Here is a 25558-nt window from a genome sequence, read left to right as displayed (position 1 = left end):
CAGACGAGGAGGAGGCCGTCGTGCCTGTCGTATCCTCTCCCCACGCCTTCAACGAATCCCAGCTCTACGTCGGCCTCGAGCCTCTCTTCGGGCGTCCCCTGTTCCTGAAGTGCGAGGGTTTCAACTTCGCCGGCTCGATCAAGCTGAAGGCCGCGACCGAGATGGTGGAAGCCGCCGAACGGGACGGAGAGCTCACACCGGATTCGATCCTGGTCGAGTCCTCGTCCGGCAACCTAGGCGTGGCGCTGAGCATGATCGCGGCGAGCAAGGGCTACCGGTTCCTGTGCGTGACGGACTCACGCTGCAACCTGTCGACCAGGCTTCTGATGGAGGCACTGGGCAGCCGGGTGCACATCATCGCCGGCTCGGACGCCGAAGGCGGCTTTCTGAGCGCGCGGATCGACTACGTCCGTGCGCTGTGCGATTCCGATGACCGGTATGTGTGGCTCAGTCAGTACACCAATCCGGGCAACTGGAAGGCGCACTACCGCAAAACGGCGCCGGAGATCGCCCAGCAATTCCCGCACCTGGACGTGCTGTTCGTCGGCGCCGGCACCACCGGAACTCTGATGGGCTGCGCACGCTATTTCCGCCAGTGGCACCGGCCGGTACGGATCGTCGCGGTGGACAGCGTCGGTTCGGTGACCTTCGGTGGCGCGCCGGGCCGCCGCATGATTCCCGGGCTCGGCATGAGCATGCCTCCGCCGCTGCTCGACGAGTCCTACGTGGACGAGGTGGTACGCGTCGAGGAGACGGACACCATCCGTATGTGCCATCGCCTGGCCAGACGGGGGTTCCTCTTCGGCGGCTCCACCGGCACGGTCGTCAGCGGCGCGATGCGCTGGCTGGACGACCACGACACGCGTGAACTCACCGCGGTGGCCATCGCCCCGGATCTCGGCGAGCGCTACCTCGACACCATCTACCAGTCCAACTGGCTGCACGATCTTTACGGCGAGGACCTGCTCGACTCCGATGAGACGGCCGCCGGCCCCTGGGCAGCCGACCCCGTGCCCACATTCCAGGGGAGCCGCCCGCCCCGTCCGCCCCGTCCGCCCACGAAGCGGCGACGGCGGCGGTGACGAACGCCGTCCGGTGGGACGGTCCTGGATCAGCCGTCCCACCGAAGCGGGTCCTCTGCCGTGCGCTGGGTTTCCTCCGAACGGGGAGCAAAGACACGGGACATGTTCCGGGTACCGGAGCAGTCCGCACAGAAGTACCGGAAGAGCAAGGAGTTCCGAGACGGCAGCCGAACCGGTGAGTCCCGGCATGCGCTGCCACGCCGCGTAGGCCGATCTCGTCTGCTCGCCGAAGAACCGGTGGCTCCCGCGGGGATGTCCGCTCCGACTGCGACGAGCGCCTTCCCAGTGGCCTTGACCTCATCGTTGCGCTTGCCGAACCGCACGTGGGAAAGAGCGACCATCGTGCCTCCCGAGCACTGGAGGCCGCCGAGGAGTGAGCCTGTCGGGCGGCACGGCGACGCACCTGCCGGACGGCTTCGCACCCCTTCCCGGGGCCGCGCGCCACTTACCGCCGCAGTCACCCTTGGTTCCACCACGCGCCCGAGGGAAGTCGCACGCGAACCCGGCACCAGGCGGGCACCCGGATTCCCTGACCTGCTGTCGCGGACTCCACGCCAGGCGAGAAATCCGGGCGACGAGTGTGCCGTGGCGACTGCCCGGCTCAGCTCTCCCCGGGCCGGAGGGCGCGCCGGCCCGGGGACGGTTTTCGGCTCACGGCCACGGGTCGCCGTGGTTCCCCATGAGGCGCACCATGGAAGTGAGCGGGGGTGCGACCGGCCGGCCTCGGCGTTTACCGATCGCCCGTGAGGGCTGGTCGCCCCGACGGCCGCGCGGAACCGGCACGGCCTCGCCGCCCCGTCGCGTTCCCTCAAGGGCTTTCAGAGGAACACGGAGACGAGCCCGCGATCGCGTGCCTCACGGTGTCCTGCGTCGGGGCGAACGCCGGACGGCCCGGGTGCCTTTCCCACCGGGCCGGTGAACTCCTTCGTGCAGTTCCGCGCCCTCGAAGAACGGTGAAGGTCATGGAGGTCATGGACGTCACGGGCAGGTCCCGCGGTGAGCGGGAACACCAGGCGGCGGCCGCCGCCGCCCGGTACGACGAGACCAGCGAGCAGCGCCGGGAGGTCGAGCGGCAGCAGGAGGCCGGGGTCAGCTTCCCCGATTCACCGGAAGCACTGGCGGTGCGGGCGGCCCGTCTGCTCGACCGGCAGGCCGTACCGGCCGCCATGGTGGTGGAGGCGGTCCGCGCCGAACCGCTGGCGCCGTCCGCCGCGTTCGAGCGGATTCTCGGTGTCTCCAAGGAACTGCAGGCATGGAGTTTCCTGCCGCGCGGCGCCCGGGCCGCACGCAGCATCGCCCGGATCTCGGCACGGGAGAACGGCCGCGAGCTGCCGATCGGCACCGGTTTCCTGGTGTCTCCCAGCTTGCTGATGACCAATCATCACGTCCTTCCCGACGCTGATGCCGCTCGGCACTGCTTCGTGGAGTTCGACGCTCAGGTCACCGTCGACAACACCCCGCAGCCGCCGACACGGCTGGAGTTCGCCCCGGACGGGTTCTTCACGGCGGACAAGCGTCTCGATTTCGCCCTGGTCCTGGTGTCCCCCGGTCCCGACCGGAGGGCACCGGGTGAGGCTTTCGGCTGGCACCGGCTCAGCGCCCAGCGGGGCAAGCTGGTGATCGGCGAGCCGGTCAACATCATCGGCCATCCGATGGGGCGTCTGAAAGAGATCGCCGTACGCGACAACGCCCTGCAGGTGCGCTTGGACGACTTCCTCCACTACCGCACGGACACCGAGCCCGGGAACTCGGGCTCCCCCGTTTTCAACGACCAGTGGGAGGTCATCGCCCTCCACCACAGCGGTGTGCCCAGGACCGATGAACAGGGCCGCCTCCTGCGCCGCGACGGCCGGGTCTGGCAGCCCGGCGACGGCGACGACACCATCGACTGGGTGTCCAACGAGGGGGTGCGTATCAGTTCCGTCCTGAGGCATCTCGCGTCGCTGCCGCTCAGCACCGGGCAGCGGGCACTGCTGGCCGGCATGGGGCCGGAGTCGGGGCTGGGCGGTCCCCTGGCTGCCGTCGGGGCCACCGGTTCCGTGGCCGGACCGGCCCTCGCGACCACGGGTGCCGTCGCCGGGCCGGCCGCTCCTTCCGCTCCCGTCAAACGGGCGCCCACCGAGGCGGTCGCCCCGCGTGCAACGGGCCTGCGCGCCCGGGACGGCGCGTTCGGCGGCGGGCGGCACCTGGTCTTCCTGCACGGTCGCGCCCAGCAGGGCAAGGACCCCGAGGCGCTGCGCCGCGAATGGGCCTCGGGGCTCAACCAGGGGCTCGTCCGGGCCGGGCTGGCGACAATCGACCCGGCGGACATCTGGTTCCCGTTCTACGGAGACCGTCTGGTGCGGGCTCTCGGGACGCAGGAGTCCGTTCCCTTGGCCGCCGAGGCGCCGGCGGTCGTCGCACCCGGCTCCCCCACCACTCGCGCGGTGTACGAGGAGATCATCGGTGAGGCGGCCGCCCAGTGGTACGTGCCGCCCGAGTCGCAGCAGGCCGCCGAAGGGCTGAACCTGGACCCCGCGGTCGGCGCCGTGTGGCGGCATCTGGGCTGGCTGGCCGCCAGAAGCGATCTCGACACGTGGGCCATCTCCCTCGTCTTCCGTGACGTGGCCGCGTACCTCGACGACCAGCGGATCCGCGAGGAGATCCTGGGCTGCGTGCTCGAGACCGTGCCGGCCGCGGGCGAGATGGTCCTCGTCAGCCACAGCCTGGGCACGGTCGTCGGCATGGACCTCATCACTCGGCTGTCTCCCGGTGTGGAGGTCGTCCACCTGACCACGGTGGGCAGTCCCCTCGGGATGGACAGCGTGTACAACCGGCTCCTGTCCGGTGGGCCGAAACGCCCGGAGAAGGTGGTGGACTGGCTCAACGCATGGTGTCCGACCGACGCGGTGGCCATCGGATGTCCCCTGGCCGACGACTGGGCGGACGGCCTGACCGACCTGGCCGTCGTCAATGCCCGCGACCGGGCCCACAGCATCACGGAGTATCTCGCTCACGCCGGTGTCGCCCGGTCGATCGGCAGCCACCTCGCCGGCTGAGCGACGGCGGGCCGGTCGCACGGCTCCGGCAGGACTCGCGCGGAGGCGCTCACGGCGTTCGACGACACTCCCGACTCCGACGACAAGCAGTTCCTCCGGTCAGTCCCACTGGATGTCGGACAGGACTTCCAAGGGGGCCCGGTCGGCGACGGCTTCGGGCACCTGAAGGGTGTCCCCCTTGTGCAGGACGGCCGGGAAGCCGAGCCGGGTGCGGTTCTCGAGCTCGCCGAGGGTGACCTGGAAGACGCGGAACTCATCGAGTTCCAGGCTCTCGAGCCGGTCGAGGTTCTGGGTGAGCAGGAACCCCTTGGTCTTCAGCTTGCCGTGCTCGGTGAAGGCGATGACTTTCCAGAACTCGCGGGGGATCTTCACCCCGCGGAAGGTCCGGTCGTCCTCCTGGAACACCGGCCCGCCGAACACACTGATCTTGAGGTCGTCGACCTCCGTGTCGGCGAAGACGGCGTCCTCCAGTTCGCCCCACAGCCCGTGCTTGGAGCTCTGGTTGAAGTCGTCCATCTGCGGAGTGATGTTGGTGTAGAAGAACGAGTCGGTGTTGGCCTTCTCGGCTTCCGGCAGACTGCCCCACAGCAGATCGGCGCGGCGGGCTATGTGCCCGCGGTCGAGCCGGTTGTTCTCGTACAGTTCGTTGCCCACCTGTGCGGTGGCGGGCAGCCTCGGGTCCTTGACGAACGGGATGCCGTTGCGGCTGAGCTTCTTCAAGGTGCCACCGTTGATGTTCCAGCCCACCCAGAAGGGGAAGCGCCGCTTCTTGCTCAGGGCGAGCGAGAAGTGCGTGTAGGAGACCACCTCGGAACCGTTGAGGCGGACCGCGTCGCGGGCGAGGTCCACGTCCAGCTGCGGGACGTCGATCCGCTCGTCGAGGAAGTCCGGGGCGTATCCGGCGATGGCCCGGATGTCTTCCGGGGCCGGCGGGGTCAGGCTGATCTCGAGCTTCTCGAACACCGAGGCCGGCAGGCATGCCAGTGCGTGCTCGTCCGGGTCGCCCGCGGCCTCACCGCCGAAGTGCAGCCCGGCCATGACCATACCGGGGCGGCCGCCTTGTTCGAAGAGCCACACCGCGCCGGAGTCGCCACCGCTGCTGATCTCCCCGGTCTCGGGCGGGCGGTCGGGGTCAGGACCTATTTCGAAGCAGCCGATGGCCTTGTTCCCGACCTGGCCGCCGTAGTTGAGCTTGGCGATGGTTTCGATGCGGCGGACGATGCCGTGGGTGACGCCGGTGGTCCGTCCGCTGGCGACGACCTTGTCGTCGAGCTCCGGCTCCCCCAGCTCCCTGGGGGCCACGCCCAGTTCGAAGATCTCCTGGATGAAGGCGCGGTCCTCGATGGTGGCGATCGCACAGTCCCCGGCCACGCCCAGGTGGGACCTCTTGAGCGTGCCCAGCCGATTGCGGTGGACGCGGTTGTCGTCGTGCGGTCCGGGCTGGACGATCTCCACACCCAGTTCGCCGCGCGGGCCCTGCAGCACGTGCCAGTTGCTCAGCACGTAGGGGGCGCCGTCGGTCTTGTCGTAGACGATGCAGCCGATCGTGCCCGCCGAGACCGTCACCGACCCGACACTCACCCCGGGCTCGATCGGGTCCAGGCGGGTCTTGCGCACCGGGCTCTCGGCCTCGGCCACCCTTCGGAACTGCGGTGTGTAGCTGCGCTCGATGACGTCGGTGGGCACCTCGGTACCGTCCACCGTGATCGTCCCGGGTATCAGTGTGGTGCCCAGCGTCTCCAGCACCTCCGGCTCGGCCTTGCTGTCCACCGTGAACTGCAGCGCGACCTGCTTGCCGCGCCGCCCGCCGGTGAACTTGCGGCCGATGCCCACGGAGTTGATGTTCGGATCCTCCAGCAGCTCAGGCCCACGGGTGCGGATGTAACGTCGCAGCGAGGCGATCAGCTCCTCTTCCGAGGGCGCCGGCTTCTTGGCCGGCGAAGTGCTCTTCTTCCTGGTCTTGGTGGCCATGGCAGGCTCATCCCTTCACCGAAGGAGGCGGCGTACGTGAGGCGCGCCCATGACCCGGTCGACGGCCGGCAACGACCCCTCGGACAACCACCTTCCACCACGGTATGCAGTTGTCGTTCGCGCTCTGTTGACGAGGGTGGCAGCGTTCGACGCGTGCCTTGGGCTCGGAGGCGGTCCTGCCGCGTCGGCGGTCACTCCACCGAGCCGTCCGTGGTCTCGGCAGAGTCGAGCGCGAGTGCCGGCAGCGCCGCCGAGACCTTTGGGATCACCTGTTCGGCTTCGCTCGACACCGGTGGGAACGTGTCGCCGCGCTCGATCGTGCAGCCGAACATCTTTGTGGCGGCCGGGTCGGTGATGAACTCGCCCGTGCCGCTGTACGGCCGCCCCCGCACCACGTCGAGACCGGGGGCGCCGCGGTGATGTTCACGAGCGGTGCCGATCCGGCTCCCTGGGCCCGGTCGAGCCGGTTCTCGGACCCGCAGCCCGAGGAACACCCTTTCTCTGCCAGTCTCCTCGCACCCTCATCGCCCGGCAACTTCATGCCACGACGCCGAAGCTCGTGCACGGTTGACGACAAGGTGTCGGATTCCTGATGGCTGATCATGTTTGTGCGGTGGGGAACGCGGCTTCTGACTCGATCGGGTGGAGTCGGGCCTTGGCGAGGAAATCGAGTCCCACGGAGCGGCGGGCCTCGGTCCATTCGTCGTTCTGTTCGGCCAGGACCGCGCCGACCAGCCGGATGACAGTGGTGCGGTCGGGGAAGATGCCGACCACGTCGGCGCGGCTGGGGCACCTTCCGCGGCGCAGCCGTGGGGGAGGATCTCCTCGTTCAGCCGTTCCTGCGGGTTGTTCGACCGGATCTGCCGCCAGATCTCGCGCGGGAAGGCGGTGAAGGCCAGCAGGTCGTGCTGGGCGGCGTCCAAGTGGGCCGCTGCTTGGGGGAGCTTGGCCTCCAGCGCGTCCCGTACAGCCAAAAGATCACCCCATCAGGAGGAGGCGCCGTCTCCGCTCGTCAGGTTGACACGTGAGGGTCTCAGCGACGACGGAACACCGCGCGGTACTCCCTCGGGCTCCGGCCCGTGTGTCTGGCGAAGATGCCGCTGAACGCCCCGGGGTCGCGGTACCCGACGTCGGCGGCGATGCGGGCGACGGTCCTGTCCGTCGTCTCCAGCAGGTGTGTGGCTCGACGCACCCTGGCCGTCTGCAGGTACGCGAGCGGTGTCTCATCGGCTTCGGCACCGAAGCGCCGGAGCATGGTTCTTGTGCTGACGTGGAACTCCTGGGCGAGGGCGGCCAGGTCATAGCGAGCGTTGAGGTTCTGGTCGAGCCACCGCTTGACGCCGAGCGAGAACTCCTTGCCCACCGTGGGCATGAGCCCCGGATCGACATAGGGAGCCTGCGTGGAACGTGCGTCGTCGACAAGAGCGATACGCGCGGTACTACGGGCGATGTGGGGGCCGTCGTGCTCTCGGATGAGCTGCAGCGCGAAGTCGTACATGGCACTGAAGGCCGCCGTGGTCGTCACTCCCCGGTCGGTCACGACCAGGCTCTCCGGGCGGAGGCGCACGTCGGTGTACCGGTCGGCGAACCGATCCGCGAACAACCAGGACGTGGTCGCTTCGCGCCCGCCGAGCAGCCCGGCTTCGGCGACCAGGAAGGCACCCACGCAGATCGATACGACAGCGGTCCCGGAGGCCGCCTGCGACCGGATCGACGCTGCTTCCGGTCCCAGGTGTGCGAGTGTCGCGTCGAGGTCGACCGTGGGCGAAAGCTCGAAGCCCGGCACGATCAGGACGTCCACCGGGCGAATCGCCGAGACGTCGAGGGCCGAGCCGCCGGACGCGACCACCCGCCGCCGGGGCGAGACGACCGACACCTCGTAGGCGGGCTGAAGCGACCCGTGCGCCGCGGCGACGTGAGTTGCCATGGCGAGGAGGTCGGGTACCCCGAACACCTCCGACGCGAAGCAGCCGGGGTAGGCCAGCACACCGACTCGCAGCGGACTCATGCGGCCCCTCCGGCACTCTTGAACGAATGGCGATATTACCGGGGTACGTGGCGATGCCGCCGCTTCTCAGGAGGGCGACCACTCATCATCCTCTAGGTCATGACCATCATGCGAGGACAGAGCGACCCCTTGGACGACTTCTCACGGAGAACCGTCGGCGTCGATGGCGTCGACAAGACCGTGTACGTCGCCGGGGCAGGGCCGGCGGTCATCCTCATGCCCGAGATGCCGGGTATCAGCCCCGACGTCGCGCGGTTCGCGCGTTGGGTGCGAGATGCCGGCTTCTCCGTGTACCTTCCCTCCCTTTTCGGCGTCGACGGCGCCTATCCGCTCGCCGGGGCAGGCGAGACCGTTGTTCGACGCGCGTGCGTCAGCGCCGAGTTCCGGGCGTTCGCCGGTGGTGGCACCAGTCCCGTCGTGACATGGCTGCGCGGCCTCGCCCGCTTGGCGCACACCGAGCGTGGCGGGCCCGGCGTCGGCGCCGTGGGCATGTGTTTCACCGGCAACTTCGCCCTGACCATGGCGCTGGAACCGTCCGTCATCGCACCAGTGGTCAACCATCCGTCGCTTCCGCTCGACGACCCCGGTGCTCTGGAGATCAGCGACGCAGACGCCGCCGCCGTCGCCGAGCGCGTGGCGCGCGACGGGCTGAAGGTTCTCGCCTACCGCTTCGACGACGACAGCTGGTGCACCGGCCAGCGGTTCGCGGCTTACCGAGCACTGCTCGGGGAAGCGTTCGACGGCCGTGTGCTCAAAGCCGAGACGGCGAACACGGACCCCCCGCCCTTCTTCCGTGACGTCGTCGGCTGCGCCCACAGCGTCGTCACGGCTCACCTCGTCGACCAGGACGGCCACCCCACCCTGCAGGCTCGGAACGAGATCATCGCTTTCCTGGCCGAGCGGCTAGCACAGGGGGAATGAGCCCGGCCACCGGTTCGCCGAAGGGGCTCGGGCCGATCACGCCGTCTGCCGCACTCTGCGCCGGTCACGCGGGGGGGACCTGGGCGAGACGTTCCGGCGCGCCCGAAACCTCGTTCCCGGTGCCCGTGCCGTCTCGGATCAGACCCCGCTCGACACGGCGAACCGTCAGGCAACCCGTCAGCCGAGTGCGCCGAAGCCGCACTGCGAGGGCCGGCAGTCCCTGCCGTCCACCGCCTGCCCCGGCACATCTCGTACATCCACATACAGAAAAGTTGGATTGTGGCGACGGAACCCATTGAATTATCCGGGGCGGTGCAGTTCGAGAACAGTTCGCGAGAATGGAGTGTGATGCAGCCCATTCCGTGGCTCCCCTTTTCCTGCACCGACCCCCGGTAAACTCCTCACCGGAGCCACAGGTTCTGATCACATGTCGTCCGAGGAGGGGGAGAGAAATGAGCATTCGGCGGTTATGGAGTTGCGTCGCTCTGGGAGCACTCGCATTCGGTTCCGCTGCGTCACCGGCGGCGGCCGCGCCATCGGCACCGAGCATGGTGGGTGATGTGTGCGGTGCGGGTTACGCATACGTCCACGCGGAGCCCGTGGTGCGTTCCGGAAGTTTCCTGCCAGCAGGAACCGTGTACGTGGAATACAATTCCTCCACTCGCTCGTTCTGCGGTTTCGCGGTGAAATCCAGGTGGGTGGGTGTGGCGACGGACATGCATGTCGCCACGGTGGGGGCGTCTGGTACGGCCGACAAGGGAAATTCGTTGTCCGGCCCGAGCCTGTACGCGCTCGGCCCGTCCCGTGAGACAGCGTGGGAGCACGACGGTCAGGACTGCGTGTTGTTCGGAGCACGCATTTCGGATCCAGAGGGGAACCAGTACTTCCATCAGTCGGCCAATGCCGCGATCGGATACACGCGGTTGTGCGTCTGAAATCTCCCGGCGTCCATCCGGTCGTCCAGGCACTCGTAGCCTGACCGCGGGAGAACCCCCTCACGCGGGAATTTCGCACATCGGGACGGGCAATCACCAGGTCCGCTCGGACCTGGGTGAACTCCGGGCACACGAGGTCTCGGTGATCGCCGACTGAGTCGAGGCCCGACCGGCGGGGCCGGCCGTGAAGTGGCCGGCCCCGCCTGTGCGAGCGGTGCGGCGATGGAGGGACCGGGAGGCGGGATCTCAGAGCGCCGGGCGTTGGCGGTTCGGCTCCAGTGAGAGTGTGCCGTCCGGTTCGAGGGCCGGGTGCACGGGAGCGCTGACACGGTCGAGGGTCGCGTGCATCCAGGCGGCGTCCTGGCGCGAGGCGGGCTCCAGCCGCATACGCCGGGAACACAGGGGCATCATGCGCAGGCCCAAAAACCGGCCGGTGTCCGCCGCCACCGTGACGAAGTAGGCGAGCCGGAGGTCGTCGCGGTACTCCTCGTACCCGCTGATGCCCTCGTAGTCGTCGATGAAGTCGCCGCAGCCGTACAGCACCAGCCTCTGCCGGTACACCTCGATGGGGCGGGGGTGGTGCGAGGAGTGCCCGTGGACGAGGGCGGCGCCGCCGTCCACCAGGGCGTGCGCGAAACGGATCTGTTCGCGGGGGACGTGGTAGCCCCAGTTGGAGCCCCAGTGCACGGACACGACCACGGTGTCGCCCGCACGTTTCGCCCGCTGTATACGTTCCACCACCGCGGCGGCCGTGCCGGCCGACAGATCGGGGAGACGGGCGACGCCGGAGCGGGCCGCGGTCGCCGCCCAGCCGGACGGGACACCGCTGGAGCCCGCTCCCAGCGCGAGGACGAGGACACGGCCGCCGGTCCTGACGGGGACGACCGCCGGCCGGTACGCCTCGGCGGCACCTCGCCCGGCGCCCGCCACCCGCAGGCCCGAGCGGTCGAGCGTCTCCAGTGTCTCCGCCAGGCCCTCCCGGCCGAAGTCCAGCACATGGTTGTTGGCCAGGACGCAGACGTCGGGCCGGGCCACCGTCAGGGCGGGCACGTTGGCCGGATGCATGCGGTAGTGAACCGCCTTGCCGGGGGCGAACGCGTCACTGCGCGTGACGGAGGTCTCGAGGTTGACGATCCGTACGTCCGGGGCGGCCCCGGCCAGCAGTCGGAGTGCCTCACCCCACGGCCAGGACGGGGGCACGGGGGCCGGGACCGGCCCATTGACCGACTCGGCCATACGGACGTAGGTGCGGGCATCCGCGACACAGGTCTCCCGCAGCACCGGATCGCCGGGGCGGGCCAGGATCTGGTCGACGCCGCGGCCGAGCATCACATCGCCGCACACGAACAGCGTCACCACGTCGCCGCGCATACCACCACGGTAGACGCGCGCCTGCCGAGGCGGGCCGGGCCACGCATCGGGCGAACCCTCCGCCGGGCTCGTCCACGAGAGCCAAAAAAACGGACGTCGATGTCGAGAACCCCTGGCCGGCCACGTCCCCGCAGTGAACGCGCCCACAATGGGGCGCACCAGGACCGAGGAGAGACACGATGGCCAAGTACTTGCTGCTCAAGCACTACCGCGGCGCTCCGGCTCCGGTCAACGACGTGCCCATGGACCGGTGGACGCCACAGGAGATCTCGGCCCACGTGCAGTACATGAACGACTTCGCGGCCCGGCTCGAGAAGACCGGCGAGTTCGTCGACAGCCAGGCGCTCGCCCCCGAGGGGGCCTTCGTCCAGTACGGCGGCGAGGGGCGCCCTCCGGTCACCGACGGCCCGTTCGCCGAGACCAAGGACCTCATCGCCGGCTGGATGGTCATCGACGTCGACACCTACGAACGTGCCCTCGAGCTGGCCGGGGAACTGTCGGCCGCCCCCGGGGCGGGCGGGAAGCCGATCCACGAGTGGCTCGAGGTACGCCCGTTCCTGGCCGCGCCGCCCACCATCACGGAGTGACCTCGTCCATGGACGAGGTCCTGCTCCGGAGCCTCACGCCGAGTGTGCTCGGAATCCTCGTCCGCCGGGGAGCCGATTTCGCGGCGGCCGAGGACGCCGTGCAGGACGCGTTGGTCGAGGCGCTCCGCGTCTGGCCGGCCAGTCCTCCGCGGGATGCGAAGGGCTGGCTGGTCGCCGTGGCCTGGCGCCGGTTCCTCGACGCGAGGCGGGCGGACGCCTCCCGCCGCCGGCGGGAGGACCTCGTCCACGAGGAGCCGGCACCCGGGCCCGCGTCCGCGGTGGACGACACCCTCCAGCTCTACTTCCTGTGCGCCCACCCGTCGCTGACGCCGTCGTCCGCCGTCGCGCTCACGCTGCGCGCCGTCGGCGGGCTGACGACCCGCCAGATCGCCCAGGCTTATCTGGTGCCTGAGGCGACCATGGCGCAGCGGATCAGCCGGGCCAAGCGCACCGTGGCCGGCAGTGGGGTCTCCCCTGCTCATGGGGAGAAGCCGAGGGCTCGGGGAAGGTTCGGTCAGCCCGGTGACGTCGCGACCGTACTGCGCGTCCTCTATCTGGTCTTCAACGAGGGCTACTCCGGCGACGTCGACCTCGCCGCCGAGGCCATCCGGCTCACCCGGCAGCTCGCGGCCACGATCGACCACCCCGAGGTGGCGGGGCTGCTCGCCCTCATGCTGCTCCATCACGCCCGGCGCGCCGCCCGGACCGCGCCCGACGGCAGCCTGGTGCCGCTCGCCGAACAGGACCGTGGCCGATGGGACACCGCTCTGATCGCGGAGGGCGTCGAGATCCTTCAGGCGGCCCTCGCCCGCGACCGACTGGGCGAGTTCCAGGCCCAGGCCGCCGTCGCGGCGCTCCACGCCGACGCGCCCACCGCCGAGGAGACCGACTGGGTGCAGATCGTCGAGTGGTACGACGAACTCACGCGCCTGACCGGCAGCCCGGTCGTCCGGCTCAACCGAGCGGTGGCCGTCGGCGAGGCCGACGGGCCGCGCGCCGGACTGGCGGCGCTCGCGGAACTGGACGTCTCACTGCCCCGCCACACCGCGGTGGCGGCGTACCTCCACGAGCGTGACGGCGACCTGGCGACGGCGGCCCGGCTGTACGCCGAGGCAGCCCTGAAGGCACCCGACCTCGCCGAGCGCGACCACCTGACACGTCAGGCGGCCCGGCTCAACACCCGGCGGCGCCCCTGACAGGCCGCGCTTTCGGATCTTCCCCCTGCGTGGGGCCCGGTCCCGTGGCCGGAGCGGTCACCTCGACGTGAGCAGGCGCCCTCATCGAGGGGCACGGGGCATGCCGGACGTGTTCACTGCTCGGGGTGGCCCTCGAGGAGGCGCCGCAGTGAGGGGAGCAACGCGTCGATGTCCTGTCCGCTCCGGAAGGCGACGACCGTGGTGCCGCCGGTGTCCGTCTCCGAGCGGGACTGCGGACCCGGGAACAGGGCGAGCACCTCACGCATCGCGGCGTCGACCTCTTTGACGGGGTCGGGGGACTCGCCCCGGAGCCACCGGCGCAGCACGTGGTTGTGGGCCGCGACCACGGACGCGGCCATGAGCTCGGACCTGAGCGAGGTCGACTCGCCGGAGTCTCCCAGCCAGTTCGAGATGAACTCGCGGAACAGGCGCTGGTAGCGGGCCACGCTGGCGATCTCGCGGTCGCGGAGCGCGGCGACCTTGCTGGTGAGCCGGTACCGCCGGCGGGCGAGATCGCCCTCGTCGAGGTAGTGCAGCAGCACCAGGCGGACCGCGTCGGAGACGGCGGCCAGGGCGGTCTCGTGGTTGGAGGTGGCCAGGCGGTCCTTGATCTGGTCCAGCATCCGGTCGTGGTCGGGGAAGATGACGTCTTCCTTCGCCGGGTAGTGCCGGAAGAAGGTGGTGCGGCCCACACCGGCGCGTTCGGCGATGTCATCGACGGTGGTCTGCTCGTATCCGCGCTCGTCGAACAGGGCGAAGGCGGCTTCCGAGAGCCGGATCCGCGCGGCTGGCTTGCTCATGATCACCCATCCTTCCCTGTCTCGTCCTTCGGGGGCCACTTGCCCAATGGAATGGTACTGCGTACCGTTCAAAAGAGATGGAGTACCACAGGAGGTCATCGTGGGTTCTCTCGCACGCAGCGAGTCCGGGCTGCCGATCCAGCCGGTCTACGACGCCGGGACACCGGCGGGCTTCGACGCGAACGCCAAACTGGGCGCGCCGGGACGGTTCCCGTTCACCCGGGGCGTGTATCCGTCGATGTACACCGGCCGGCCGTGGACGATGCGGCAGTACGCCGGCTTCGGCACCGCGAAGGAGTCCAACGAGCGCTATCACGAGCTGGTCGGCGCCGGCACCGGGGGCCTGAGCGTGGCCTTCGACCTGCCGACCCAGATGGGCTACGACTCCGACGAGGCCATCGCCCAGGGCGAGGTCGGCAAGGTCGGTGTGGCGATCGACTCGATCCAGGACATGCGCACGCTGTTCCGGGGTCTGCCGCTCGACAAGGTGTCGACGTCGATGACGATCAACGCACCGGCCTCGACGCTCCTCCTGCTGTACCAGCTGGTCGCCGCCGAGCAGGGCGTCCCGGGCGACCTGCTGACCGGGACGATCCAGAACGACGTGCTCAAGGAGTACATCGCCCGCGGCACCTACATCTTCCCGCCGAAGCAGTCGCTGCGGTTGATCAGTGACATCTTCGCCTACTGCCATCGAGAGCTGCCGCGCTGGAACACGATCTCCATCTCCGGCTACCACATGGCCGAGGCCGGGGCCACGCCCGCGCAGGAGATCGCGTTCACCCTCGCCAACGCCAGGGAGTACGTGCGCGCCGCGCTCGCCGCAGGCCTGGACGTCGACGACTTCGCTCCGCGCCTGTCCTTCTTCTTCGTCGCCCGCACCACGCTGCTGGAGGAGGTCGCGAAGTTCCGCGCCGCCCGCCGCATCTGGGCCCGCGTCATGCGCGAGGAGTTCGGCGCCCGGAATCCGAAGTCACAGATGCTGCGCTTCCACACGCAGACCGCCGGTGTGCAGCTGACGGCCCAGCAGCCGGAGGTCAACCTGGTCCGGGTCGCGCTGCAGGGCCTGGGAGCGGTCCTGGGCGGGACTCAGTCCCTGCACACCAACTCCTACGACGAGGCCATCGCCCTGCCCACCCAGAAGGCAGCACGACTGGCCCTGCGCACCCAGCAGGTCATCGCTTACGAAACCGATGTGACCAAGACCGTCGACCCCTTCGCGGGTTCCTACTTCATGGAGTCGATGACCGACGAGATCGAGGCGGCGGTGCTGGAGCTGATGCAGGCCGTCGAGGACCGCGGCGGTGCCGTCGCGGCCATCGAGCAGGGCTTCCAGAAGTCCGAGATCGAGCGCTCCGCCTACCTGATCTCTCAGGAGATCGACAACAAGGAACGCACCGTGGTCGGCGTCAACACGTTCGTTCTGGACGAGGAGGAACCGTACGAGCCGCTGCGCGTAGACCCCCAGATCGAGTTCGACCAGCGGGAACGCCTCGCCGCCCTGCGCAGGGACCGCGACAACGACGCCCTCGAACGAGCCCTCGACGCCCTGCGCACCGCCGCCCAGGGCACCGAGAACGTGCTCCCCGCGATACGGGAGGCCCTGCGGGGGCACGCCACGGTCGGTGAGGTCTCCCACGCGTTGCGCGACGTCTGGGGCGTACACGTCCCCCACGACACCTTCTGACCAGTGAGCCCCGGAGTGGAACAACCAGTGAACGACATCGACATGCGTACGACCGCGGGGAAGCTCGCGGACCTGCAACAACGTATCGACCAGGCCACGCACGCCGGCTCGCAGCGCGCGGTGGAGAAACAGCACGCCAAGGGCAAACTGACCGCCCGGGAACGGATCGCCCTGCTGCTGGACGAGGACTCCTTCGTGGAGCTGGACGAGTTCGCCCGGCACCGCTCCACCGGCTTCGGCCTGGAGACCAACCGCCCCTACGGCGACGGCGTCATCACCGGCTACGGCACCGTCGACGGCCGCCCCGTCGCCGTCTTCTCCCAGGACTTCACCGTCTTCGGCGGCGCCCTGGGCGAGGTCTACGGCCAGAAGATCGTCAAGGTGATGGACTTCGCCCTGAAGACCGGCTGCCCCGTCATCGGCATCAACGACTCCGGCGGCGCCCGCATCCAGGAGGGCGTGGCCTCACTGGGCGCCTACGGCGAGATCTTCCGCCGCAACACCCACGCCTCCGGCGTGATCCCGCAGATCTCCCTGGTCCTGGGCCCGTGCGCGGGCGGCGCGGTCTACTCCCCGGCGATCACCGACTTCACCGTCATGGTCGACCGGACGTCGCACATGTTCATCACCGGACCGGACGTGATCAAGACGGTCACCGGCGAGGACGTCGGCTTCGAGGAGCTGGGCGGCGCCCGCACCCACAACACCGCCTCCGGGGTGGCCCACCACCTGGCCGGCGACGAGAAGGACGCCATCGAGTACGTCCAGCAGCTGCTGTCCTACCTGCCCTCCAACAACCTCGCCGAGGCGCCCGCCTTCCCCCAGGAAGCCGACCTGGAGCTGACCGGCACCGACCGGGAACTGGACGTCCTGGTCCCGGACTCCGCCAACCAGCCCTACGACATGCACACCGTCATCGAGCACGTGCTGGACGACGGCGAGTTCCTCCAGACCCAGCCGCTGTTCGCCCCGAACATCCTCACCGGCTACGGCCGCATCGAGGGCCGCCCCGTCGGGATCGTCGCCAACCAGCCGCTGCAGCTGGCCGGCTGCCTGGACATCACCGCCAGCGAGAAGGCCGCCCGCTTCGTGCGCACCTGCGACGCCTTCAACCTGCCGGTGATCACCTTCGTGGACGTGCCCGGCTTCCTGCCCGGGGTGGACCAGGAACACGACGGCATCATCCGCCGCGGCGCCAAACTGATCTTCGCCTACGCGGAGGCCACCGTCCCGCTGATCACGGTCATCACCCGCAAGGCGTTCGGCGGCGCCTACGACGTGATGGGCTCCAAACACCTGGGCGCCGACCTGAACCTGGCCTGGCCCACCGCGCAGATCGCGGTGATGGGCGCCCAGGGCGCGGTCAACATCCTGCACCGGCGCACCATCGCCGGCGCCGAAGACCCCGAGGCCGCCCGCGCCCAGCTGATGCGGGAGTACGAGGACGCCCTGCTCAACCCCTATGCCGCGGCCGAGCGCGGCTACGTGGACGCGGTGATCATGCCCTCCGAGACCCGCCGCCACCTGGTCCGCGGACTGCGCCAGCTGCGCACCAAACGCGAGACGCTGCCGCCCAAGAAACACGGCAACATCCCCCTCTGACCCCCGCCGACCCCCCCAGCCCTCTTCCAACCCGCCTCTTCCAGCCCGCCTTCTCGCCCCCCCAGGAGCCGCTGTGATCAAGGTCGTACGGGGCAACCCCACCCCGGAGGAGCTCGCCGCCATGGTCGCGCTGCTCTCCGCCGTCCGCGCACCGGATCCCGGGCCCGCTCCCCTCCGTGCCGGTGCCTGGGCCTCCCCTCGCCTGCTCCTGCGCACGCCACAGGGATACGGCCCTGCCGGCTGGCGCACCTCAGCCCTCCCCCAGTGAATTTCCGAACGGAGAGACCATGAACGTCCTGCGACAGCGCGCAGATCTCGGCGGTGCGGCGCCGCCCCGGCTGCGTGTGGTGATCGCCAAGCCCGGGCTCGACGGTCACGACCGCGGCGCCAAGGTGATCGCCCGCGCGCTGCGCGACGCCGGGCACGAGGTGATCTACACCGGACTGCACCAGACCCCGGAGCAGATCGTCGCCACCGTCATCGCCGAGGACGCGCCCGTCCTGGGGCTTTCCGTCCTCTCGGGCGCCCACCTGACGATCGTGGGGCGCGTGATCGAACTGCTGGCACGGGAAGACGCGAGCGACGTACGCATCCTGGTCGGCGGCATCATCCCGGACGCCGACGTCCGCGCGCTCGAAGCCATGGGCGTCGCCGCGGTGTTCACCCCCGGTGCGAACATCCGCCGCATCGTCGAGACCGTCGACGCGCTCAGTGCCGACCGGACGGACGTACAGGAGACGGCATGCTGACCAAGGTGCTCATCGCCAACCGTGGCGAAATCGCTGTCCGTGTGGCCCGGGCCTGCCGGGACGCCGGCCTCACCAGCGTCGCCGTCTACGCCGACCCGGACCGGGACGCTCTGCACGTCCGCGCCGCGGACGAGGCCTTCGCCCTGGGCGGTGACACCCCGGCCACCAGCTACCTGGACAGCGACAAGGTCCTCAAGGCCGCCGCCGAGTCCGGCGCGGACGCCATCCACCCCGGCTACGGCTTCCTCTCCGAGAACGCCGACTTCGCCCAGGCCGTCCTGGACGCCGGCCTGACCTGGATCGGCCCGCCCCCGGCCGCCATCCGCAACCTGGGCGACAAGGTCGCCGCCCGGCACATCGCCCAACGCGCCGGCGCCCCCCTGGTGGCCGGCACCCCCGACCCGGTCACCGGGGCCGAGGAGGTCCTCGCCTTCGCGAAGCAGCACGGCCTGCCCATCGCCATCAAGGCCGCCTTCGGCGGCGGCGGCCGCGGCCTGAAGGTCGCCCGCGCCCTGGAGGAGATCCCCGAGCTCTACGACTCCGCGGTCCGCGAGGCCACCGCCGCCTTCGGCCGCGGCGAATGCTTCGTCGAACGCTACCTGGACCAACCCCGGCACGTGGAGACCCAGTGCCTGGCCGACACCCACGGCAACGTGGTGGTCGTCTCCACCCGCGACTGCTCGCTGCAGCGCCGCCACCAAAAACTCGTCGAGGAGGCCCCCGCCCCCTTCCTCTCCGACACCCAGGTGGCCGAGCTGTACGCCTCCTCCAAGGCCATCCTCAAGGAGGCCGGCTACGTCGGCGCCGGCACCGTGGAATTCCTGGTCGGCGCCGACGGCACCATCTCCTTTTTGGAGGTCAACACCCGCCTGCAGGTCGAACACCCGGTCACCGAGGAGGTCGCCGGCCTCGACCTGGTCCGCGAGATGTTCCGCATCGCCGACGGCCAGCCGCTGGGCTACGACGACCCGCCGCTGCGCGGCCACTCCTTCGAGTTCCGCATCAACGGCGAGGACCCGGGCCGCAACTTCCTGCCCGCCCCCGGCACGGTGACCGCCTTCGCCCCGCCCACCGGACCCGGCGTGCGCCTGGACGCCGGGGTGGAGTCCGGCAGCGTGATCGGCCCGGCCTGGGACTCGCTGCTGGCCAAACTGATCGTCACCGGCCGCACCCGCGCCGAGGCCCTGCAGCGCGCCGCCCGCGCCCTGGACGAGTTCACCGTCGAGGGCATGGCCACCGCCATCCCCTTCCACCGCGCGGTGGTGGCCGATCCGGCCTTTGCCCCCGAGCTGCACGGCCAGGACGGCCCGTTCAGCGTGCACACCCGCTGGATCGAGACCGAGTTCGTCAACGACATCAAGCCGTTCACGGCCGGCACCGACGCCGAGGCCGACGAGGAGGACGCGGGCCGCGAGACCGTGGTGGTCGAGGTCGGCGGCAAGCGCCTGGAGGTCTCGCTGCCCGCCTCGCTGGGCATGTCGCTGGCCCGCACCGGGCTGGCGGCCGGCGCCCGGCCCAAGCGGCGGGCGGCCAGGAAGTCCGGCCCGGCCGCCTCCGGCGACACCCTGGCCTCCCCGATGCAGGGCACCATCGTCAAGATCGCCGTCGAGGAGGGCCAGCAGGTCCAGGAGGGCGACCTGGTGGTGGTGCTGGAGGCGATGAAGATGGAACAGCCGCTGAACGCGCACCGCTCGGGCACCGTCAAGGCGCTGAGCGCCGAGGTCGGCGCGTCCGTCACCTCCGGCGCGGTCATCTGCGAGATCAAGGACTGACGGGTCCTCAGCCTCCGCCGCGTGCCGGTCCGCAGCGGCGGAGGCTTCGTCCCGAGCGGCCGACGCGGCCGTCTTCGGCCGCTCGGGCGAGCGGACGGGGCACCGCCCCACGCCGAGGCCCGCCCGCTCCGTGTCGGCTACGATCTTTGCAGTCGGCCGTGTTCGACCTGTGTCACGGCCACGACCACGCACTGCCGGATCCATCGAACCGGTGACCGTCCCGGCTGGCGGAGCGGGCACCGCCCGGGCCGGTGTTCGCCCGTCGGACGATGGCTCCGGGCGGTGCGACGGCGCGCAGAGAACCGATGAGGGAGACCGACCGATGATCTTCATCACCGCCAAATTCCGTATCCGTCCCGAGTACGCGGACCAGTGGCCGGACATCGCCGCCGACTTCACCGCGGCGACCCGCGACGAGCCGGGTTGTCTGTGGTTCGACTGGTCCCGCAGCATCGACGACCCGACGGAGTACGTCCTGGTCGAGGCCTTCCGTGACGACGCGGCGGGGGCGGCCCATGTACAGTCCGAGCACTTCAGGGCCGCGCAGCGGACCCTGCCGCCGCACCTCGCCGAGACCCCGCGGATCGTGAACGCGACGGTGCCGCAGGACGACTGGTCGCTGCTGGGCGAGATGAGCGTTCCCGAGAAGGGCTGACGTCCCGTCCCCTTCAGCGGCCGCGCCGGTGCAGCTTCAGGTCCGTGACCACGGGGCGGTGGTCCGACGCGTCCGTCGCGGCCTCGTGGGCACCGGTCACGGTGATGCCGGGGGAAACCGTCACCAGGTCGATGCGCTTGACGGGGTCGACCGCCGGGTACGTCCCACCGCCGTCCGGGGCGGCGTCCCGCAACCGCCGCCACAGCGGCGCCAGCTCCGGAGCCGTCGCCTCGGCGTTGAAGTCGCCGACCAGGATCTTCGGTCCGTGGTCGGCGGCCAGCACCTCGAGCATGTCCGCCACCTGGGCCGCACGGATCGACGGGTCGGCCCGGTGGTCCAGATGCGTGCTGTAGACGTGCACGAACACGCCCTTGACGTCGACCGTCACCTCGGCGAAGCCGGGCGCCGGGGCGGGCACCGGATCGGACGTCTGGGTGGAGAGCCGGGTGATCTCGTGGTTCTCGGCCTCGAGCACCGGGGGGCGGCTCAGCACGGCGACACCGTACTGCCGGCGCTCCCCGTCGGCGGTGGCCGGGTCCAGATCGTAGATCGGTGCGAAGAACACCCGCATGTCCAGCGCGTCGGCGAGCGCGCGGGCCTCGTCGACGAAGTCGCTCCGGGCGCCCCAGTGCACGTCGACCTCCTGGAGACCGATCACGTCGGCGTCCAGACCGCGTAGGGCCTCCGCGGTGCGGCCGAGGTCGAAGACCCCGTCCTGGCCGGCTCCGGCGTGGATGTTGTAGGTCGCCACCCGCAGCGGTACGGCCGGGGCCTGCGCCCCGGAGGGTCCGGCCGCCGCCGGTGTCGCCGTGGCGAGTACGACGGCCATGACGGCTACGGCGGCGGTCAGCGGGGCGGCCGTACGGGCACCGCGGACGGGGCGTCGGGAACTGTGCGGCATGCCTTCTCCGAGCCGAGTGGACGTCATGACCCGTGTCACGACCGCGTCATTCTCTCTCGCTCGGCCCGGCTTCTGTGGGCAGTTCGCCGCTTCCCGGCCGGGTCCGCGGTGCCCCGGACCGACGGGGCGGGAGCGGGGCGGCTCAGGTCACTCGGTGAGTGCCTTCTCGATGTCGGTGATGACCTGCTCCATGGCGTTCGGGCCGTTGCTGCTGCTCCAGACCTGGCCGTCGACCCCGTGGTCCTGTCCTGCCTGGACGGCGTTCATCCGGGTGAAGGCCTTCTCCGAGCGTGCGGCCTCCAGCGCCTTGTCGCCCTCGGCGTTGAGCGTGGCGATGAAGACGTGGTCGGCGTCGGCCCGGGTGAGGTTCTCCAGGGACAGCGGGTCCGAGTGCGGCTGCGCGCCGAGGTCCTCGGCGATGGGCATCGGTGTCAGACCGGCCTCCCGCAGCATCGCGGTGGGCATGTTGGCGGCGTTCATCACGATCGGGCCGCCCGGCATCCACCGCATCACGAGGCCCGTGCCCTTGGCGCCGTCGCCCGCCTTCCGCGCGCGGTCGAGCAGGGCGTCGATCTTCTGGTCGAGTTCGTCGGCCTTGCCGAGCGCCTCGCCGTAGGTGTCGAGGCCGAAGCGCCAGTCGCCGGCGGCCGGGACGATGGTCGGTGCGATGGCGGAGAGCGTCTCGTACTGCGACTTCTCCAGATCGGGGCCGGTGAGGATGAGGTCCGGCTCGGCCTTGAGGATCGCCTCGGTGTTGGGTTCCCGGACGGTGGCGACCAGCGGGATGCCCTCGGCCCGTTCGCCCAGATAGGCGGGGGCGCCCTCGGCTCCTCTGGCGGCGCTGGTGCCCACCGGGGTGACGCCGAGGGAGAGGGCGGTGTCCAGGGAGGCGTCATTGAGGGTGACGACCTTCTTCGGCGTGCCGTCGATCTTCACCTCGCCGAAGGCCGTCTGCACGGTGCGCCCGGTCCCGGCGTCCGCCGCCTTCTCCGTGCTGTCGCCCGGAGTGCCGGAGTCGGAGCCCGAGCAGGCGGCGAGGGTCATGACCAGCGGGGCGGCCGCCAGAGCGAGAGCGGCGGAGCGCAGCGGGGAGCGGCTTCCGGACATGGGGGTCTCCAGGAAAGGTGGATGTATGACACAAGCAAAATTAGGTTAACCTCACCTTTGTTGAATGCGGAAGGAGGGACGGTCGTGACGCTGCGTTCACTCGTCCTGCGCGGCTTGCTGCCCGGCGCCGGGCTGCTGCTGGCGGCCGTACTCGCGAGTCTGCTCCTGGGCGCGGGGGAGGTCGGACCGGGGCGCGCCCTGGCCGCCCTGCTCGGCGGGGCGGACGGCGATGCCCGTTTCACCGTGCTGGAACTGCGGCTGCCGCGCACCCTGGTCGCGGTCGCCGTCGGCGTGGCCCTGGGCGTCGCGGGAGCCCTGCTCCAGGCGGCCGCCCGCAACCCCCTGGCCGAACCGGGCCTGCTGGGGGTGAGCGCGGGGGCGTCCTTCGCCGTGGTCGTCGCCCTGGTCCTCGGTGCTTCGGCGGCCACCCTCGGCCCGTATGTGGCGGTCCTGGGGGCGGGCGCGGGGTGTCTGCTGGCGCTGGCCGCGGCCCGGCTGCGCGGGGCCGGGGACGATCCCGTGCGCCTCGTGCTCGCCGGTGCGGCCTTCAGCGGGCTGATGGCCGCGGGCTCCTCGGTGATGCTGCTCGTCGACGCCCGGGCCGCCGACGAGATCCGCTTCTGGACCATCGGGTCGGTGGCCGGACGGGAACTGGCGGATCTGTGGGCCGTCGTCCCCGTCGTCGGTCTCGGGCTTCTCCTCGCCGTCCTCGTGGCTCGCTCCCTGACCGCGCTGAGTCTCGGTGACGACGTGGCCACCGGCCTCGGCCACCGGCCCGGCCGGGTCAGGGCCCTCGCGGTGACGTCCGTGGCCCTGCTGGTCGGCGGGGCCACCGCCCTGGCGGGCCCCGTGGCCTTCGTCGGGCTCGTCGTGCCGTTCGCCGCCCGCGCCCTGGTCGGCCCGGACCTGCGCCGGCTGCTGGCCGTCTCCGTCTTCATCGGCCCCGCCACCGTGCTCACCGCCGACGTCGTCTCCCGGCTCGTCGCGCGCCCCTACGAGATGCCCCTCGGCGTCATGACCGCGCTCCTGGGCGCGCCCGTCCTGGTCGCCGTCGTCCGATCCCACAGGTTGCCCTCGCTGTGAAGACTCTCCCCGACCCGTCCGGACCGGCGACCGGGACCGCGGCGCAGGCCCGCCGCGCACCGCGCGGCGTCCCCGGCACCTGGCGCCTGGCCGTCGGCCCCTACGCCGTCCTGGTCCCGCGCAAGCCGCTGCTGGGCACCGCCGCCGTCCTGGTCGTGCTGATCGCCGCGAGCGGGGTGCACCTCGCCGTCGGCGAGATCTTCGTCCACCCGCTGGACGCGCTGCGCGCTCTGGCGGGCGAGGGCACCCCCCGCGACGTCCTGGTCGTCGAACGTCTGCGGCTGCCGCGCCTGCAGGCCGGCCTGGCCGTCGGCGCCGCCCTCGGCGCGGCCGGCTGCCTGATGCAGACCCTCGCCCAGAACCGGCTGGCCACCCCCGACACCGTCGGCCTCAACGACGGCGCCGCGGCCTTCGCCGTCGCCTCGGTCACCGGAATCAGCACCGGTCTGCTGCCCAGCGCCGCCGCTCTCACCGGTGCCGCCACCGCCGCCGCCCTCACTCTCGCCCTCAGCGGCGGCGCCGGACGCGGGGGCTACCGGTTCCTCGTCGTGGGTCTCGGCGTCGGCGCCGTCTTCGGCGCGGTCACCAGTCTCGTCCTGGCCCGCTCGGCCGCCGACGCGGCCAACGCCGCCTACGGCTGGACCGTCGGTACCCTCAACGGCCGCGATCAGGGAACGGTGTCCCTGCTCGCCGTCGCCCTGCTCCTCGCCCTGCCGCTCGGCATGGTCCTCGGCCGCCGGCTGCTCCTGCTGCGCCTGTCCGACTCCGTCGCCTCCGGTCTCGGCGTCCGGGTCAGGGCCCTGCGCCTGGCCGTCATCGCCGTCGCGGTCGTCCTCGGCGGCCTCGCCGTCGCCGTCGCCGGGCCGCTGGGCATGATCGCGCTCGCCGCCCCCGAGGCCGCCCGCCGCATCGCCGGGCCCCGCGCCGTCCCCGTCCTGCTCTCCGCCCTCGCCGGGGCGCTCTTCACCCTCCTCGCCGACCTGGTGGGCCGCACCGTGCTCGCTCCGCTGGAGGTCCCTGTCGGCCTCGTCACCGCCGTCGTCGGCGGCCCGTACCTGATCTGGCTGCTGCTCACCACCCGTACCAGGAGGTCCCTGTGAACCCGGTCGACGCCGACAGCCGCCTGCGCACCCGGGCCCTGTCTCTGGGGCACGGCTCCGACCTCGTCATCGACGGTCTGGACCTCGCTCTGCCTCAGCGCCGGGTCACTGTCATCGTCGGCCCCAACGGGTGCGGCAAGTCCACCCTCCTCAGCGGGCTGGCCCGCACCCTGCGCCCGCGGGGCGGCGCCGTCCTCCTCGACGGCCGGGAGTTCGCCAAGATCCCCACCCGGGAGATCGCCCGCACCATCGGCATGCTCCCCCAGTCCGCGATCGCCCCCGACGGCCTCACCGTCCGCGACCTCGTCCGCTACGGCCGCCAGCCCCACCAGGGCCTGCTGCGTCAGTGGTCCGCCGCCGACGCCCGCGCGGTCGAGGAGGCGCTCACCGCCGCCGACCTGCACGGCCTCGCCGACCGCCCGCTCGAGACGCTCTCCGGCGGTCAGCGCCAGCGTGCCTGGATCGCCATGGCCGTCGCCCAGGAGACCGAGATCCTCCTCCTCGACGAACCCACCTCGGCCCTCGACATGGGCCACGCCCTCGAAGTGCTCGAACTGGTCCGCTCGCTGGCCGCACAGGGCCGCACCCCGGTCCTGGTCCTCCACGACCTGACCACCGCGTGCCGCTACGCCGACCACATGATCGCCCTCAAGGACGGGGCGGTGGTAGCCCGGGGCGCCCCGTCCGCCATCGTCTCCCCCGACCTCGTCCGAGAGCTCTACGGCGTCGAGAGCTCCATCCTCACCGACCCGGTCCACGGCACCCCGGTGATCTGTCCCCTGCACATCGCCACCTCCACGGCGGGCACCTGACCCCGAAGCGGCGGTCCGGGCGGGGACGGCGGGGGGCGGCCGGTCCGGGTCCGCCCTCCCCGTCCCGCCCCTGGCCTTGTCAGTGTCGCGGAAGCGCATGTATAACGTTGTAAAACTCTCATCCGGCGGCTCGGCGCCCGGCTCACGGTGACGGCACCCGTCTCGGCTCCGGTCCCCGGCC

Annotated in this window: 22 protein-coding genes and 1 pseudogene; 15 read left to right on the top strand and 8 right to left on the bottom strand. The window is 70.9% G+C overall.

Annotated elements, in window-relative coordinates:
• The first annotated feature begins 20 nt into the window (after nt 1–20).
• Nucleotides 21–1082: a 2,3-diaminopropionate biosynthesis protein SbnA gene (gene sbnA, locus PYS65_RS33670; RefSeq protein ID WP_279337758.1), complete on the top strand. Its 1062-nt coding sequence runs from the start codon at nt 21–23 to the stop codon at nt 1080–1082.
• 962 nt (nt 1083–2044) lie between these two features.
• Nucleotides 2045–4120 carry a trypsin-like peptidase domain-containing protein gene (locus tag PYS65_RS33665; protein WP_341483708.1) on the top strand — a complete coding sequence of 692 codons (2076 nt, stop codon included), beginning with the start codon at nt 2045–2047 and terminating at the stop codon, nt 4118–4120.
• Nucleotides 4121–4219: 99 nt separating this feature from the next.
• On the opposite strand, the gene PYS65_RS33660 is transcribed toward PYS65_RS33665, so the two are convergent.
• The 4 genes and pseudogenes from PYS65_RS33660 to PYS65_RS33645 form a co-directional block, all read right to left on the bottom strand.
• Nucleotides 4220–6091, bottom strand: coding sequence for a DNA/RNA non-specific endonuclease (locus tag PYS65_RS33660; RefSeq protein ID WP_279337757.1), 1872 nt, complete (start codon nt 6089–6091; stop codon nt 4220–4222).
• Between the two features lie 191 nt (nt 6092–6282).
• A complete protein-coding gene (locus PYS65_RS33655) occupies nt 6283–6486 on the bottom strand; it encodes a hypothetical protein (protein ID WP_279337756.1) in 204 nt (67 codons plus the stop codon).
• A 205-nt stretch (nt 6487–6691) separates the two neighbouring features.
• A pseudogene (locus PYS65_RS33650) lies at nt 6692–7053 on the bottom strand (transposase); the annotation flags it as partial.
• Nucleotides 7054–7124: 71 nt separating this feature from the next.
• Entirely contained in the window at nt 7125–8099 is a 975-nt protein-coding gene (locus PYS65_RS33645) for a GlxA family transcriptional regulator (protein ID WP_279337755.1), read from the bottom strand.
• A gap of 129 nt (nt 8100–8228) precedes the next feature.
• Between PYS65_RS33645 and PYS65_RS33640 the strand changes: the two genes are divergently transcribed.
• Nucleotides 8229–9020: a dienelactone hydrolase family protein gene (locus PYS65_RS33640; RefSeq protein ID WP_279337754.1), complete on the top strand. Its 792-nt coding sequence runs from the start codon at nt 8229–8231 to the stop codon at nt 9018–9020.
• 641 nt (nt 9021–9661) lie between these two features.
• Nucleotides 9662–9955, top strand: a complete 294-nt coding sequence (locus PYS65_RS33635; RefSeq protein WP_279337753.1) for a hypothetical protein — start codon at nt 9662–9664, stop codon at nt 9953–9955.
• 246 nt (nt 9956–10201) lie between these two features.
• Here the strand turns inward: PYS65_RS33635 and PYS65_RS33630 are convergent, their stop codons facing one another.
• Entirely contained in the window at nt 10202–11326 is a 1125-nt protein-coding gene (locus tag PYS65_RS33630) for a CapA family protein (RefSeq protein ID WP_279337752.1), read from the bottom strand.
• A gap of 179 nt (nt 11327–11505) precedes the next feature.
• Between PYS65_RS33630 and PYS65_RS33625 the strand changes: the two genes are divergently transcribed.
• Together PYS65_RS33625 and PYS65_RS33620 are read left to right on the top strand one after the other, a co-directional pair.
• Entirely contained in the window at nt 11506–11913 is a 408-nt protein-coding gene (locus PYS65_RS33625; protein ID WP_279337751.1) for a YciI family protein, read from the top strand.
• Between the two features lie 8 nt (nt 11914–11921).
• On the top strand, nt 11922–13109 hold the full coding sequence (locus PYS65_RS33620; RefSeq protein ID WP_279338158.1) for an RNA polymerase sigma factor: 1188 nt from the start codon (nt 11922–11924) through the stop codon (nt 13107–13109).
• Between the two features lie 113 nt (nt 13110–13222).
• Here the strand turns inward: PYS65_RS33620 and PYS65_RS33615 are convergent, their stop codons facing one another.
• The gene (locus PYS65_RS33615) at nt 13223–13909 is read right to left on the bottom strand and encodes a TetR/AcrR family transcriptional regulator (RefSeq protein WP_279337750.1); all 687 of its coding nucleotides are present in this window, start codon (nt 13907–13909) and stop codon (nt 13223–13225) included.
• A 100-nt stretch (nt 13910–14009) separates the two neighbouring features.
• Between PYS65_RS33615 and PYS65_RS33610 the strand changes: the two genes are divergently transcribed.
• The 6 genes from PYS65_RS33610 to PYS65_RS33585 all read left to right on the top strand — a co-directional run bounded on the left by PYS65_RS33610 (nt 14010) and on the right by PYS65_RS33585 (nt 20374).
• Nucleotides 14010–15596: an acyl-CoA mutase large subunit family protein gene (locus PYS65_RS33610; RefSeq protein ID WP_279337749.1), complete on the top strand. Its 1587-nt coding sequence runs from the start codon at nt 14010–14012 to the stop codon at nt 15594–15596.
• Nucleotides 15597–15638: 42 nt separating this feature from the next.
• Nucleotides 15639–17198 carry an acyl-CoA carboxylase subunit beta gene (locus tag PYS65_RS33605; RefSeq protein WP_279338157.1) on the top strand — a complete coding sequence of 520 codons (1560 nt, stop codon included), beginning with the start codon at nt 15639–15641 and terminating at the stop codon, nt 17196–17198.
• 73 nt (nt 17199–17271) lie between these two features.
• Complete coding sequence (locus PYS65_RS33600) at nt 17272–17466, top strand: acyl-CoA carboxylase subunit epsilon (RefSeq protein ID WP_279337748.1); 195 nt, start codon at nt 17272–17274, stop codon at nt 17464–17466.
• Nucleotides 17467–17485: 19 nt separating this feature from the next.
• On the top strand, nt 17486–17947 hold the full coding sequence (locus PYS65_RS33595) for a cobalamin B12-binding domain-containing protein (RefSeq protein ID WP_279337747.1): 462 nt from the start codon (nt 17486–17488) through the stop codon (nt 17945–17947).
• Entirely contained in the window at nt 17944–19719 is a 1776-nt protein-coding gene (locus tag PYS65_RS33590; RefSeq protein WP_279338156.1) for an acetyl/propionyl/methylcrotonyl-CoA carboxylase subunit alpha, read from the top strand. Before PYS65_RS33595 ends, PYS65_RS33590 begins: the two co-directional genes overlap by 4 nt.
• A gap of 322 nt (nt 19720–20041) precedes the next feature.
• Nucleotides 20042–20374, top strand: coding sequence for a putative quinol monooxygenase (locus PYS65_RS33585; RefSeq protein WP_279337746.1), 333 nt, complete (start codon nt 20042–20044; stop codon nt 20372–20374).
• A gap of 13 nt (nt 20375–20387) precedes the next feature.
• On the opposite strand, the gene PYS65_RS33580 is transcribed toward PYS65_RS33585, so the two are convergent.
• Both PYS65_RS33580 and PYS65_RS33575 read right to left on the bottom strand, forming a co-directional pair.
• Nucleotides 20388–21275, bottom strand: coding sequence for an endonuclease/exonuclease/phosphatase family protein (locus PYS65_RS33580; RefSeq protein ID WP_279337745.1), 888 nt, complete (start codon nt 21273–21275; stop codon nt 20388–20390).
• Nucleotides 21276–21422: 147 nt separating this feature from the next.
• On the bottom strand, nt 21423–22382 hold the full coding sequence (locus tag PYS65_RS33575; protein ID WP_279337744.1) for an ABC transporter substrate-binding protein: 960 nt from the start codon (nt 22380–22382) through the stop codon (nt 21423–21425).
• 84 nt (nt 22383–22466) lie between these two features.
• Between PYS65_RS33575 and PYS65_RS33570 the strand changes: the two genes are divergently transcribed.
• Genes PYS65_RS33570 through PYS65_RS33560 form a run of 3 tightly spaced genes read left to right on the top strand, consistent with a single transcriptional unit; the run spans nt 22467 to nt 25377 of the window.
• Nucleotides 22467–23465: a FecCD family ABC transporter permease gene (locus tag PYS65_RS33570; protein ID WP_279337743.1), complete on the top strand. Its 999-nt coding sequence runs from the start codon at nt 22467–22469 to the stop codon at nt 23463–23465.
• A complete protein-coding gene (locus PYS65_RS33565) occupies nt 23462–24565 on the top strand; it encodes a FecCD family ABC transporter permease (RefSeq protein ID WP_279337742.1) in 1104 nt (367 codons plus the stop codon). Before PYS65_RS33570 ends, PYS65_RS33565 begins: the two co-directional genes overlap by 4 nt.
• Nucleotides 24562–25377 (top strand): ABC transporter ATP-binding protein, encoded by an 816-nt coding sequence (locus PYS65_RS33560; RefSeq protein ID WP_279337741.1) that lies wholly within the window; start codon nt 24562–24564, stop codon nt 25375–25377. The genes PYS65_RS33565 and PYS65_RS33560 overlap by 4 nt, the downstream gene beginning before the upstream one ends.
• Nucleotides 25378–25558 lie beyond the last annotated feature (181 nt).

Source organism: Streptomyces cathayae (genome assembly GCF_029760955.1).
GTDB classification, from domain to species: Bacteria; Actinomycetota; Actinomycetes; order Streptomycetales; family Streptomycetaceae; genus Streptomyces; species Streptomyces cathayae.
Note: the sequence above shows the minus strand (reverse complement) of the source record. Positions and strands in the feature narration are given on the sequence as shown.